Raw genomic sequence first — 12,439 nt, forward strand, 5'->3', positions numbered from 1 at the left:
GAGTGATATTGGCTGTTATCGATACTGGGACCGCAATTTTTCCAAGTGGGGCACGCAAAGAAAGCTTGGAAAAAACAGTACAAGACCGATTAATTAATCAAACCTGGATTGCTAATCATCAGGACCTGCCACTGCTGCCTACATCCGACTTGTTAATGCCACACAAAAAAGCTTCAATGGGAGCCTTTCAGGCAACATCCCCGACAAAAACGAACACAGCTGATCTCGATGCTCAGATAAAAGAGAACGAACCTGAGAGCCGTAACTACGCGATCCTGGATATAAAAACACCGGCCTTAAGCCGGTGTCGGAATATAATAGAATCTATACAAAAATAAATATTTCATGTGCATGAAATAACAGATAATATCTTGCCATTCTGGATCACTGATATCTCACCCTTATCAGGTGACACATTGTACATCGTATTTTTATTCTTAAAGCTAAATATCTCACCCATCAATGAAAAATCATTAAGTGATAGCTCCTTTCCCTGCCTGCCATAATTATATGTTATGTCTCCTGAGAAAGGAGAGTAACATAAGTTCAAATTTTTCCCCGATTTTGTCTTACAGTAATAGAACACGCTCTCGTCACTGTCACAAATTTTGTTCCCAGTACTCTCTGACAATGCATCGATCTCAATATAACGCATCTCACTGTATAGGTCTGACACTTTATTATCTGTAAGAACATAAGGAATATTTATGATTTTACTTATGATAGAAGCATCTTCACTTGCTACCCCTGCCAAATTAACCGCAGTGATTCCATCGCCCTTATTTATTTCGCCAATACCACTTACTCGCTCCTCGCCTGAGCTTGTTGAGATAGATGCACCACCTATATAATTAAGCTTCCCAGCAACATCAAAATAATATACGGCACTCTGTCTGGGCCCATCAGAAGGAACAGTTAGTTTTATAAGACCATCATTATTTATTCTTTTACATGAACTATTTCCCGCAGTAAACGGAACTGTGAACGATCTCACCTCCTCATTATACTTTATTGATACAACACTCACTGGCTCACCACTTTCAATATTGGTATCCACTTGATATATGATTTCATCTGAACAATCCTCAACAGCATATGCCCATGTGTGCACAAAACAACAAAACGCCATTAACAAACATTTCGATAAACTATTCATTAACCGACTCCAGGTCTTCTTTTGCTTTTCTAACCATTGAACCATTTTTATTCCTGATTACCCATGACCCTCAGCCAGCTTCAAGAGCCGATATGGCATCGGAGGGCTTGCCACGACTGCATGCCCCAATTCAACCAACATGCTCTTGAGGTCAAAACGATGATTAAACCGGAAGCAGTATTCCGCAAGATGCCTTGGTAAATGCTTCGCTCCGAGCGTATGGCAACTGCCCCGCAGCGAGTTTTTCACATTTCCTATCATCGTGTTTACCCAGTTGAATGCCGGATGATCCAGCCAGTCCAGGTTGCCCCCGGTGACAACACCCAGGTGCTCACAATTGGCCTCCTTGACCGCTTTGAAACAGGCCAATCCATCGGATATCACCGCGCTACCACTGGCAATATGCCGTTTTGCCCAATCAGCAACGGACTTGGTTTTGAAACCATCGACCACCGTCATCCGCATCTTGATTGGATGTCCTTCCTTGTTCAGGGCCACTGCTGCCACAAACGGCGTCTTGCCTGCCGCGCCCCGACCCCGTTTGCCACCACGGCGCTCGCCACCCCAGTAGACATCATCGAGCTGAATGATGCCGCTGATGGGCTGCTTGTCATCGGACTCTTTCATGGCTTGCAGCAGCTTGTGCTTGAGCATCCAGGCGGTGTCATATTTGACGCCCAACTGGCGCTTTAGCTCCATCGCTGACAAGCCTGTTTTGGTTTGTGACAACAGGTGCATTGCCAGAAACCACTTGGTCAGTGGGAGCTTGGTGTTTGCGAAAATCGTGTTTCCAGTCAATGACATCTGGTGACGGCAGTGATTGCATTGCCACACACGTGGCCGCCTTCTCAGGCGACAACAGGTCTTGTTGGCACATTCAGGGCAGACAAAGCCGTTAGGAAAACGCCAAGTGAACAGCGCGTTTTCGCACTGAGCCTCAGTGCCATAGTCCTTGAGAAACTCAAACAGGCTGTAGCCTTTCTGGAATTGGATTTTGCTTTTGGCCATGATCTCGCACCTCGATAACTGTACGTAAGATCAGTATAGTTCGTGGTAACTGACTGCTAATCATGGGTAATCAGGTTTTTATTTGAGTCATACCATTTAGAATCTTTAAGTGCACTTTGAGAAAAGTCAAACTTTGAGAATTTAATTTTAGAGTAATCCACATTATTACAATTTATGCTTTTGCTTAGTCTCAGCAGTGACTCATTTCGCTCTTTTACATGATTAAAGCCACCATTTACAGCAATCGTAACCTTCAAGAAATCGTTGTTCCTGGTGAAGTTTCTTATATCACCCCATGCAGAACCAGAAACCCAATACCACACAGCAGAATACACTGCGTGATGAATTGTACTTGCTAGCATATCGACTTTATCGTTATCAATAGGCAACATATTAATTGAAGATAAATATTTTTCGTAATTTTTTTTATGCGTTATCTGTATTAGGCCTCGACCATGGCAGAAGCTTCCACCACCATAGTCATTCCACTTAGATGGTGTGGAGCCATTTTTATTTTTATATTCTTCAGTAGTTCTAAAGAAGTCAGTTTCGACAAGGCATTGAGCCAAGAAATGCATTTTATCAAGACATGTAGAAACGCCGAAGAAATTCATAGCTGTATTAAGCTCTTTGAGGAAAGTGTCTGCAGAAACACCAGTAACACCTGAATGTGCTGACCGAGAAAATAAGTTTCCCACTGAAGCTTTCCCTTCGATTGCAATTTCTAGGTGTTTCAGCTCGATATCCCGTCCACACAAACACTGATTGCCTTTCTGTGGTGAGAATATTAATGAGTGAAAATGCCAAACATCCTTATCAAGCTTCAATTTAGCAGCACTCTGCATCCACTCCAGCTTATCGATGCGCTGTTTTTCGTGATCTACCAGCTTGTCAAAATCGGGTAGGTCAATTTTAGCCATCAGCTTGTCCAGCCACAGATAAGTACTGGCCGAGGATTTTTCATACCATTCGCTGGGATGTTTGACGATAAGCTTGTGAAGTTGCTCTGCATTACTGCTATTTTGCAGCGCTGCCTGTATCTCTTCACTGCTGAGTTCACCGCTCTTGTCAGTGTCGAAACTGTTTACCAATTCGGTAAAGAAGGTAGGCGGTGCATCCGGGTCCAGATAACCGTCAGAGCCTGACCCATCGACCTTTTTAAAACCAATCTTCAACCAGTCGTGCTGGCTCAGCAGCTCTACCTGCTCTTTCTTGACATATTTTTCTGACGAGATACAGACCCACTCCTGCTTGGCTGCGTCTTTTTCCAGCTTGGGTGATTCAATCAACTCCTCATGGCTCTTGCCATCGGTTGCCACCCACTTAGACTTGCCGCCCTCGCTCTCCTTCTCATGAAGGGTCAGATTGGCTGGCACCTTGGCATAAATAGCACCGCCTTTAGTACCCGCCTTGTTGGCCAGAACATCATCCAGACGGGGATCCTGGGTGAAGACTTCAAGATGCACCTGATGCTTGCTCTTTTTGCCTCCAATCAGGGAGCCCGGCGTTTCCACCAGGCCTAGATATCCAATGGTTTCCCCCGCAGCAATGGCGACTGGCGAAGGCAGTACATAGAGCTCACCAAGATGTGACGGCACACGTGCATTCACCTTGATAAAGTCATCTTCGACACACACCCAGGCCATGCCACAGCTACCCGCAGCACCATCAGCACTCGGCATCACATAGTTGCATCTGGCCATCTTGCGTGTCTTGTCACCCACCCAATGGAATTCGAGTTGGTGCGCATCATACTGCACTTTTGTGCCCGCAGGCAGAGATACGCTTCTGTCCCCGGCCATCAGACGACCTGTAGGCCCATTAAAAACAGGATCCGCACGACCAACCATATTGGTCAGCAGTTCCGCCTCTATTTGATCGAATAGCTAGGTCGGCAGGTTGGGTTTAATCACCCCGACAGCGTCCGGGCTATTGGCGATCCAGACCGAACTTCCTTCACTGACAACAACGCCTACCTTCTCGGCCTCTTTTATCTGAGCATTGGATAGCTGGCTCTTGATCGTCACTTTAATGAAGTCATACACCTTGTCTCCCACCTTTCCCTTTTGGGGTGGCGTACTGCTATCTATCTCCAGCTCGGTATCCTTGGGCAGCGCGAAACGGGGCAAGGCAGCATCGGCACGCTGCTGATCGACATCGGGATTGGCGTGAGGAACGGAATTACGCGCATTCCAGCCCTTTTTCAGTACCAGCTTCTCGGCGGTCTGATACTGGTTCCAGGGCAGCAGATGCATATAGAGCGAATAGAAGGTGAACTCGTTTTTTGCCTTCGTTTCGGTGTTTATCTCGCAATATTCATGTTGTACCAGGCAGAAGCAGTTGGAATAACGCAACGACTCCCCCTGAAATTCAGAAGTCAGGTAATCCTTCATCATCCGGAATGCCACCACCTTGCCATCGGCCATGGCTCTTACAGGGTACTTCGGGAATTCAGATAATAAGTGCGACACTCATGGATGAATGGCGAGAGGTGGCCAACTGCTGATTGGTGGTACCCTTCTGCTCGCCAAAGTAAAAGCAGTATCACCATGAGCTATCAGCAGTTGACCGAGGGGCAACGATACCAGTTATCGGTGCTTCGCGCACAGGGGATGTCCATCCTTGCCACCGCACGCGCCATTGGCGTTCATCGCTCCACCCTCTACCGGGAGCTGCGTCGTAACGCCGGGCCGCAGGGCTACCAGCCAGACAATGCGCATCAGCACGCCACCCACCGACGGGCCAGTGCGGCCAAATCTCGGCTATCTGCCGATGTCATCCAGTTTGTCGAGCTGACACTCGCCTGGTGGTGGAGCCCGGAGCAGATAAGCGCGGTGGGCAAGCAGATAGGCCTCATGGTGAGTCACGAGTGGATATACCGCCATGTGGCCGCCGACAAAGCCCGGGGTGGCCAGTTGTACCGCCATCTGCGCCAGGGCCACAAGCGCTACCGCAAGGGGGCGAGCAGCCTGCGTTCTCCCATCAAGGAAGCCCGCTCTATTGATGAACGGCCGGCTATCGTCGATAGCCGGGAGCGGCTCGGTGATTGGGAGGCGGACACGGTGCTGGGCAAGCAAGGCACAGGTGCACTGGTCACCCTGGTGGAGCGCAAGAGCCGGCTCTATCTGGTCAAGCGGGTCGCGAGCAAACAGGCTGGGGTGGTGCGGGATGCGATAATCGAGATGTTAACGCCCTACATCGAGCAGGTGCATACCATCACCTTTGACAACGGCGGCGAGTTTGCCGAACACAAGGCGATAGAGGAAGCGCTGGGTGCCGAGACTTACTTTGCGCACCCTTACTCTTCGTGGGAGCGCGGTCTGAACGAGAACAGCAATGGGCTGTTGAGGCAGTTTATCCCAAAGGGAACAGACCTGAGAGAGGTCACGGACGAGGATGTCAGGAGAGCGGAGCAGTGGCTCAACCTACGACCTCGGAAATGTCTCGGATTCAGGCAGCCTGTCAAGGTATTCGAAGAGTACCGTCAGGCGGCATAGGCGAGTGTCGCACTTCGAAGTTGAATTCGCGCTTATCCTTGCACCAGGGGGCACTCTTGTCGCTGATATGAATGCCACCATGCCATTTGTTGTGGTTACCAAGAAGATAGTGACCCGATTGCTCGCCATTGATCAGCGCCGTCAGTGCCTTGACGTCCTTGAACTCTTCCCCTGTGGCGGTGAGGATGGGAAATGCAAACTTCATGCTGTTTCCTTATTCAGAAAAGAGGTAGAACGCGCCAGGCTTCTGCTCCTTGAGCAGCGCCTCCATCGCCTTCTCGGTGGGAATGGCTTTGATGAGTTCAACCAGTTCGGGAGCCTTGACCACTTCTACCCCCTTGGGCACCACGGGGGCCTTGCCACCCCAGCCGGATCCTGCCCCTGCGCTGCCGCCGGCGTTGAGCTTGATGGCGGGGCCCACCAGCTTGATGCCACTAGGATCCACTTTCACAAAGCTGCCGCCTCCCTTGAGGGTTATTTCAGAACCCGCCTCCAGCACCAGCTTGTCACCCATCTTGATATGCACTTCCTGACCGGCTTCCACCAACAGCGACTGTCCCAGCTTCTGGTGCAAACTGGCATCCACCGTCAGCGAGTAATCGGCTTTTACCTGGTCGCGCTTCTCACCCTCCACCGTCAGGTGGTCGTTGGCCTTGATGCGAGTGACCCGCTCGTTGTCGATGTCGGTATGCTGGTCGTGTTTGATGTGCCAGGCGGCATCGTTCTCGATAAGCACGTTCAGGTCTTTCTGACCGTGGATGTAAATCTCTTCCTTGCCAGCCTGGTCTTCAAAGCGCAGCTCGTTGAAGCCCTCGCCCTGATGGGTCTCGGTGCGCAGCACAGTGCGGGTCTTGTTGGCCGGCAACTCGTACGGCGGCCGGTTGGTGGCGTGATAGGTGCGACCCGTCACGATGGGCTGGTCGGGGTCCCCTTCCAAAAAGCTCACGATGACCTCGTGGCCGATGCGCGGGATGGCCATCATGCCGTACTGACCGCCCGCCCATCCCTGGGATACTCGCACCCAGCAGGAGCTCTGGTCGTCGGAGTTGCCATATCTATCCCACGGGAACTGCAGTTTCACCCGGCCGTATTCGTCGCAGTAAATCTCCTCCCCTTCGGGGCCCACCACCATAGCTATTTGCGGGCCATCCACCATCGGTTTGTGAGGGGCTTCCGGGCTGCCGATGCGTGCCCGCCAGGTGGTGCTGGCTTTCACCACCCCGAATTCGTTGTGATAGACGGTGGGGCCGCTGCCTCCCTCCTCTTCCAGCGCCTGTGGCTGCAAGCCGGTGTGGCGGATATGGACGATTTGCCAGTCGGTGTTGAGGCTGCCGTTCGGGTGTTCAGTGAGTGAAAACGTCTGGCCTGGCAGCAAGGCGGCACTGTTGGACTTAGCCTGGCCCGCCACCGCGTCGTTGCGCAGCGCATCCAAGCGGTGCTGGGCAAAGGCCTTGCCGCTCGGGTCCGCTTTGTAGCGGCCCGGGTAGTCGAAGTGCTGGTAGGTATCGCGCTGGTGTTCGAGCTCTGCACCCTGTTTCTTGTGGGAGAGGCCATAGGCCGGGGTCTTGAAGCTGTAATCTTTGAGCTCCACATCCGACGGGCGCACTGCCTCCCGGTAGTGGAACTGGCGCACGTAAGGGCCCTGTTCCAGCGAGCGGTTGCCGAGGTTGAAGAAGAGCTCGGGGCCGGCGGTCAGGGCGGCTGCATCGTCAGCAAACACGACGCGGTGCTTGCCCGCTTCAAACTCGTGGAAGTAGAACATCCCCTCTTCGGCGGCGAGCCGGTTTACGAAATCGAGGTCAGTTTCCCGGTACTGGACGCAGTACTCCCGCTTAGCCCAGCCCCGCAAGCCTGCCGGGCAACCTGAGGTGGATAAGAGATCCACCATGGCCGTTACTTTCTCGCCGCCATGGCTACCGCACGCCCATGAGGCGCGCGGTCGGATCGTCAGTCGTGATCTTTCTTGTGCTCGCTCACCAGGGCAAACAAGCAGGAGAAAAACGGACGGGTGTTATTGAGTGGACATCACAAGCAGGCCGGTATCCCGGCCTTCGAGATCACGCCAGATGGGCCTGGATGTATTGCGCCATCTGGAGACTGCGGGCATCACCACGACTTTGCAGATCGGCGATCACCTCCTGCTGGGTTCCGCGGTACACCAGGGATCCCCGAACCAGAGTTCTATGGTTGTGGCCAATGTCGGTGAAGGTAGCCCCCCCTCTGTGCAGGTGAATGTGCGGTTCGTTGGTATCGGGATAGAAGGATTCTTTTGGCATGCAGCCTCCCTGTCTGATTCAGAAAAGGGAGCCCCCGATCGAGCGCTCCCTCACGGCATCAAGCCTCGATCGGGGCACGCCAGTCGTCGGCACCCGAGGTACCGGCTACGGTGTGTTCCCAGTCAATCTTGCGATAGGCCAGGGAGACCTGGATCAGCTGAGTGAAATCGGCGTTGGCCGGATCCTGGCAGTGAGGCATCTGGCAGTCGATGTCGACGATGGTGGCATCGGTCAGCACGGTAGAGAAGAAGTGCTCCTGCTTGCCCTCCACCGAGGTGCGGTACCACTTCAAGGTCACTTTCGGCAGCATCTCGCCGGAGGCCAGGGAGTTGTACATCAGCGGCACGGCCTTGTTCAGGGCCACGGTGAACTTGAACGGCTTGTGGACACGCTGACCGGCAGGCTGGCCGGATTGCGGATCGGTCGGCACGGTAACGACGTGCTGGAACTCTTGGACCAGCATCTCGTCTTCGTGGCCCTGCACGAAGATGTTGCCGACGGAGTCGGAGGTGAAGGCACCGGCGGTGATGTTGCCCTGGGTTTTACCTTCGATGCTGATATAACATGGAGTTGGCATGAGTTTGCTCCTGATGGGTTGAACGGTAATGACACTCGACCGAAACCATTAGCAGTGACCATGCCAATTCATTATTTAGCTATAAAACAACGACTTGAACCTATTTTATGCCCAGTTGAGCATCACCACACCGCAACACCTTGCGCATAAAGAGTCTATTGCTGGCATTTATTGCAATGACAGCATTTAACACCATCACTGCGGCAAAAAATTGCCCACACCAGCATGTGATACTGCCATCAACGATGAATGCACGGCTCTTTTCAGCACTATCTCGCCAACAACAGCCCCTGCTTTCTCTGGCATGACGCAACCCTGAGGCAAGGGATTGTGCTGGCCATCATCGAGAACGCTGGAGAGCCCTCAAGAGTGAAATTGTCGTAGGTTGATCACGTCACCAGTCCATGGCAAACGCTATACCTATAGCCATGGGGCTTGCTCAAGGGTACTGAGATGGAACCCGCCATCGCGACAATGACTTTCCTCTGCCAATCCTTTTACATATGGGGTTTTCAGCCACCACAGAGGCTGAGTTCAGAGGACTCGTCATGGTGCACTCATGACACCAAGCTCAGATCCCGGCCCGCAGCGCCCTCGCCCTCCACCTCGGTGGCAAGGCGAGCCAGTACCGGCTGGATGGCGCTTTCATCGCACACCAAGGTGGTCCCATCATGTCGCATCACAGGCCTGTCACTTCGCCCGATCCCCTCACGCCTCCTCTGTCCGATCCAGGCAACTTCTCCCTGATCCTGGGAGGGCCGCTCTATCAGCTGTGGAGCCGGGCTCACCTTGGCGATATAGAGGTGCATATCAGGCGCAGGATCCTTATTCTCTGCGGGATCTGCTGGTTGCCCCTGTTGCTGCTGTGCGGCTGGGAAGGGAGCCTGCTTAAAGGGGTGGCCGTGCCCTTTCTACTGGACATAGAAACCCATGTCCGCTTTCTCATCTGCGTCTCTTTGCTGGTGTTCGCCGAACTGATCGTCCATCAACGCATCCGGGGTATCGTCAGCCAGTTTGTCGAGCGAGGGCTGATCTCGCCGCTCTCCTTGCCACGTTTTCATGACGCTATCCGCAGTGCCATGAGCTGGCGAAACTCGATCCCCGCAGAGGTCGGGCTCATCCTGTGCGTCTTCTCGATGGGGTATTTTATCCGGACCAGCACCTTCACCCTGGAATCTTCAACCTGGTACGCCACCTTCAACGAGGGTCATTCGACCCTTACCCTACCCGGCTTCTGGTTCTTCTGGGTGAGTAATCCCATTATCCAGTTCCTGCTCCTGCGCTGGCTCTACCGGCTTCTGATCTGGGCACGCTTCCTCTGGCAGGTTTCCCGGATCCCCCTCGCTCTCATGCCGACCCATCCCGATCGCAACTGCGGCCTCGGCTTTCTCGGGGGCTCGGCCTACGCCTACTCACCGCTGCTGACCGCACTGGGTGCCCAGCTGGCCGGTTTTATCGCCAACAGGATCTTCTATGACGCCGCCGTGCTGACCGCCTACAAGCCGGAGATCATCCTGCTAGCCGGCTTTGGATTGCTGCTCGTACTGGCGCCCCTGACGGTCTTCACCCCCCATATTCTGGCGGCCAAGCGTATGGGACTGCGGGAATACGGTGCCCTCGCCGCCGAATACAGCCGCAACTTCGAACACCGCTGGCTGCGCACGGCAGACCGGGACGGGGAATCCCTGCTCGGTGCCTCGGATATCCAGTCCCTCGCCGATTTCGGCAATGCCTATGCCGTCATCAAGGAGATCAGGCCCATGCCATTTAGCCGGGACATGTTCCTGCAACTGGTATTCGCGACTGTGGTGCCCTTCCTGCCCCTGCTCCTCACCCTGTTCTCCTTCGAAGCATTACTCGACAGACTGGTCGGGGTGATCTTCTGATAGGGCAGGGAGAGGCTTGGCGCAAGGCAGGGATAGGGCAATAGAAAAGTCCCGCCAGCACGCCGGTGGGGCTGGGGACAAACAGCTACCCCGGTTGATAAACCGGGTACAGTCCTCCGAAGGGGAGAGAGGATCGGGGAGATGACACGCCTGTGGGGCTTACGGCGTCGGAGCCGCCAAGTAACCTCATGCTCCTCCGGCAAGGATCGGCCACTCTTCGCAGCACTTGGGGAGGTTAGGTTCCCAAAAGCAAAAAGCCCGACCATCAGGTCGGGCTTTCAAGTTGGCGGAGGGTCGGGATTGACTCGCGCCATTCCTGGCGCTCGCCCTGCGGCTGTCCAGGCAGGTTATCCTGCCCGCCTGTCGAACCAGGGCTCGAACCGAGCCGTCTGTCACCGGATAAAGCAAAAAACCGACCCTGAGGTCGGTTTTTCTAATTTGGCGGTGAGGGAGGGATTCGAACCCTCATTCTCGTACATCACAGCACAAATATAACCTTCAATTTCAATAGCTTACGCATTTTTTACCGAAATAAAAGCTACATAATTGTCTCAGGTAATTGCTATGAGACTTATCGTACTTTTATATAGGAAATTAATTAAATGTCAACCACATAGGTTGTGGCAATTGACTGCGTTGTAGCTCCTATCTGACCGATGCAAAGGCACTTGGAGAAACTGCTTAACACAAAAATCTGTCTTGTATGGGGTCAGATAAGCTCTAAATAGCTGTTCCGAATAGTAGATCACCGGAGGAAGGGAACTCAGTCCAGTTTGTGCGATCTGATTAGTCGCTAAACAAAACAAGCCACACCCAAAGGACTGAGTTGATGCCTATCCTACCACCTCTGCCACGACCACAACGGCGCCGCATTCACAAAATCATCCATGCCACCCGTGATAAAGGACATGCTCGTCGCTTGATGGCCATCTTGCTGTTACATGAAGGACGCACGATCACCGATGTTCATCACCTTACCGGCGCTGCGCGCTCGACCATCGGTCGTTGGCTTCGGTGGTATCGAGATGAAGGCATAGATGCGCTAGAAGCCTTACCGGCTGGCCGTGCCCCAGTCTTACCTATCGCCAAGATTGTCACCTTACTGGTGCTGCTCATGCAGTTTTCTCCGCAAGATTTTGGTTATCAGCGCAGCCGTTGGTGTACTGAACTATTGGCTATAAAAATCAATCGGTTAACAGGGCTCAATGTGGCAGCCTCCACGCTCCGCCGATGGTTACCTCGTATGGGCATTGTCTGGCGCAGGTCCGTGCCGACCTTGCGGATAAAAGACCCAGCCTATCAGGAAAAAATGGCGAATATCGACGCCGCGCTGGCCCGCTGTGATGCCGATAATCCGGTGTTTTATGAGGATGAAGTCGATATAGACCTCAATCCCAAATTAGGAGCCGACTGGATGTTCAGAGCGCAGCAAAAGCGGGTTGTCACACCGGGGCAGAATGCCAAGCATTATCTGGCAGGCGTTCTCCACGCAGGCAACGGAAGGGTACTTTACGTCAGCGGGATCAAGAAAAACTCATCGCTGTTTATTGCCATGCTGGAAAAGCTGCGCCACCACTACCGACGAGCCAAAACCATCACGTTGATCCTCGATAACTACATCATTCACAAAAGCAAACAGACCGAGCGATGGTTGAAGAAGAATCCCAAGTTCTGCCTGGTGTTCCAGCCAGTTTACAGCCCTTGGGTTAATCACATAGAACGGCTATGGCACAAGTTACATGAAACCATCACGCGCAATCATCAATGCAGAGGGATGGCAAACCTGCTGGCCCGAGTGAAACACTTCATGGATACCGTGTCTCCTTTCCCGGGGAATGGCTATGGCACAGCGAAGGTGTAGCACTATTGGGATCAGTTATTTAGAGGTTGCCGGCGAGGCGTCAGAAAATGCTGGAATCGGCCCTATCCTGACGCGGCCCAAGGTTCCGGCCTGACGCCTAGTTAGGGCGTACTTCAACTGGACGTTCGCGGCGGGCCTACGTTGGGTTTTGGTTCCATTGCTCCCCAAATCCCGAATA

The 12,439-nt window shown here is 53.1% G+C and carries 11 protein-coding genes and 2 pseudogenes; 4 read left to right on the top strand and 9 right to left on the bottom strand.

Annotated elements, in window-relative coordinates:
* The first annotated feature begins 8 nt into the window (after positions 1 to 8).
* Entirely contained in the window at positions 9 to 338 is a 330-nt protein-coding gene (locus tag KI797_RS12100; RefSeq protein ID WP_218408758.1) for a hypothetical protein, read from the top strand.
* A 5-nt stretch (positions 339 to 343) separates the two neighbouring features.
* Here the strand turns inward: KI797_RS12100 and KI797_RS12105 are convergent, their stop codons facing one another.
* Genes KI797_RS12105 through KI797_RS12120 form a run of 4 tightly spaced genes read right to left on the bottom strand, consistent with a single transcriptional unit; the run spans position 344 to position 4,590 of the window.
* Complete coding sequence (locus KI797_RS12105; protein ID WP_226169502.1) at positions 344 to 1,156, bottom strand: hypothetical protein; 813 nt, start codon at positions 1,154 to 1,156, stop codon at positions 344 to 346.
* A 57-nt stretch (positions 1,157 to 1,213) separates the two neighbouring features.
* Positions 1,214 to 2,164, bottom strand: a complete 951-nt coding sequence (locus KI797_RS12110; protein WP_005342491.1) for an IS1595-like element ISKpn3 family transposase — start codon at positions 2,162 to 2,164, stop codon at positions 1,214 to 1,216.
* A 56-nt stretch (positions 2,165 to 2,220) separates the two neighbouring features.
* Positions 2,221 to 4,014: a hypothetical protein gene (locus KI797_RS12115; RefSeq protein ID WP_226169504.1), complete on the bottom strand. Its 1,794-nt coding sequence runs from the start codon at positions 4,012 to 4,014 to the stop codon at positions 2,221 to 2,223.
* 36 nt (positions 4,015 to 4,050) lie between these two features.
* On the bottom strand, positions 4,051 to 4,590 hold the full coding sequence (locus tag KI797_RS12120) for a hypothetical protein (RefSeq protein ID WP_226169505.1): 540 nt from the start codon (positions 4,588 to 4,590) through the stop codon (positions 4,051 to 4,053).
* Positions 4,591 to 4,713: 123 nt separating this feature from the next.
* Here KI797_RS12120 and KI797_RS12125 point away from each other — a divergent pair, with 123 nt between their 5' ends.
* Positions 4,714 to 5,661, top strand: coding sequence for an IS30-like element ISAs2 family transposase (locus tag KI797_RS12125; protein ID WP_019706001.1), 948 nt, complete (start codon positions 4,714 to 4,716; stop codon positions 5,659 to 5,661).
* On the opposite strand, the gene KI797_RS12130 is transcribed toward KI797_RS12125, so the two are convergent.
* From KI797_RS12130 to hcp1, 4 genes and pseudogenes are all read right to left on the bottom strand, one after another.
* On the bottom strand, positions 5,627 to 5,866 hold the full coding sequence (locus KI797_RS12130) for a hypothetical protein (RefSeq protein ID WP_226169506.1): 240 nt from the start codon (positions 5,864 to 5,866) through the stop codon (positions 5,627 to 5,629). The two genes, KI797_RS12125 and KI797_RS12130, sit on opposite strands and share 35 nt — an antisense overlap.
* Positions 5,867 to 5,875: 9 nt before the next feature.
* A pseudogene (gene tssI, locus KI797_RS12135) lies at positions 5,876 to 7,498 on the bottom strand (type VI secretion system tip protein TssI/VgrG); the annotation flags it as partial.
* A 220-nt stretch (positions 7,499 to 7,718) separates the two neighbouring features.
* Complete coding sequence (locus KI797_RS12140; protein WP_218408783.1) at positions 7,719 to 7,937, bottom strand: hypothetical protein; 219 nt, start codon at positions 7,935 to 7,937, stop codon at positions 7,719 to 7,721.
* Positions 7,938 to 7,995: 58 nt separating this feature from the next.
* A complete protein-coding gene (hcp1, locus tag KI797_RS12145; RefSeq protein ID WP_025326621.1) occupies positions 7,996 to 8,514 on the bottom strand; it encodes a type VI secretion system effector Hcp1 in 519 nt (172 codons plus the stop codon).
* A 671-nt stretch (positions 8,515 to 9,185) separates the two neighbouring features.
* On the opposite strand from hcp1, the gene KI797_RS12150 reads away from it, so the two are divergent.
* Entirely contained in the window at positions 9,186 to 10,400 is a 1,215-nt protein-coding gene (locus KI797_RS12150; protein WP_226169507.1) for a hypothetical protein, read from the top strand.
* Between the two features lie 439 nt (positions 10,401 to 10,839).
* On the opposite strand, the pseudogene KI797_RS12155 reads toward KI797_RS12150, so the two are convergent.
* Positions 10,840 to 10,942, bottom strand: a pseudogene (locus KI797_RS12155).
* A 287-nt stretch (positions 10,943 to 11,229) separates the two neighbouring features.
* Between KI797_RS12155 and KI797_RS12160 the strand changes: the two are divergent.
* Positions 11,230 to 12,261 carry an IS630-like element ISAhy2 family transposase gene (locus KI797_RS12160; RefSeq protein WP_226169508.1) on the top strand — a complete coding sequence of 344 codons (1,032 nt, stop codon included), beginning with the start codon at positions 11,230 to 11,232 and terminating at the stop codon, positions 12,259 to 12,261.
* Positions 12,262 to 12,439 lie beyond the last annotated feature (178 nt).

The organism is Aeromonas media (assembly GCF_020423125.1).
GTDB classification, from domain to species: domain Bacteria; phylum Pseudomonadota; class Gammaproteobacteria; order Enterobacterales; family Aeromonadaceae; genus Aeromonas; species Aeromonas media.

Excerpts from the sequence above, each read along its gene's own strand:
- KI797_RS12160 (WP_226169508.1), top strand. The coding sequence starts at position 11,230 with ATGCCTATCCTACCACCTCTGCCACGACCACAACGGCGCCGCATTCAC.
- KI797_RS12125 (WP_019706001.1), top strand. The coding sequence starts at position 4,714 with ATGAGCTATCAGCAGTTGACCGAGGGGCAACGATACCAGTTATCGGTG.
- hcp1 (WP_025326621.1), bottom strand. The coding sequence starts at position 8,514 with ATGCCAACTCCATGTTATATCAGCATCGAAGGTAAAACCCAGGGCAAC.
- KI797_RS12130 (WP_226169506.1), bottom strand. The coding sequence starts at position 5,866 with ATGAAGTTTGCATTTCCCATCCTCACCGCCACAGGGGAAGAGTTCAAG.
- KI797_RS12110 (WP_005342491.1), bottom strand. The coding sequence starts at position 2,164 with ATGGCCAAAAGCAAAATCCAATTCCAGAAAGGCTACAGCCTGTTTGAG.
- KI797_RS12115 (WP_226169504.1), bottom strand. The coding sequence starts at position 4,014 with ATGGTTGGTCGTGCGGATCCTGTTTTTAATGGGCCTACAGGTCGTCTG.
- KI797_RS12150 (WP_226169507.1), top strand. The coding sequence starts at position 9,186 with ATGTCGCATCACAGGCCTGTCACTTCGCCCGATCCCCTCACGCCTCCT.
- KI797_RS12140 (WP_218408783.1), bottom strand. The coding sequence starts at position 7,937 with ATGCCAAAAGAATCCTTCTATCCCGATACCAACGAACCGCACATTCAC.
- KI797_RS12120 (WP_226169505.1), bottom strand. The coding sequence starts at position 4,590 with ATGGCCGATGGCAAGGTGGTGGCATTCCGGATGATGAAGGATTACCTG.
- KI797_RS12105 (WP_226169502.1), bottom strand. The coding sequence starts at position 1,156 with ATGAATAGTTTATCGAAATGTTTGTTAATGGCGTTTTGTTGTTTTGTG.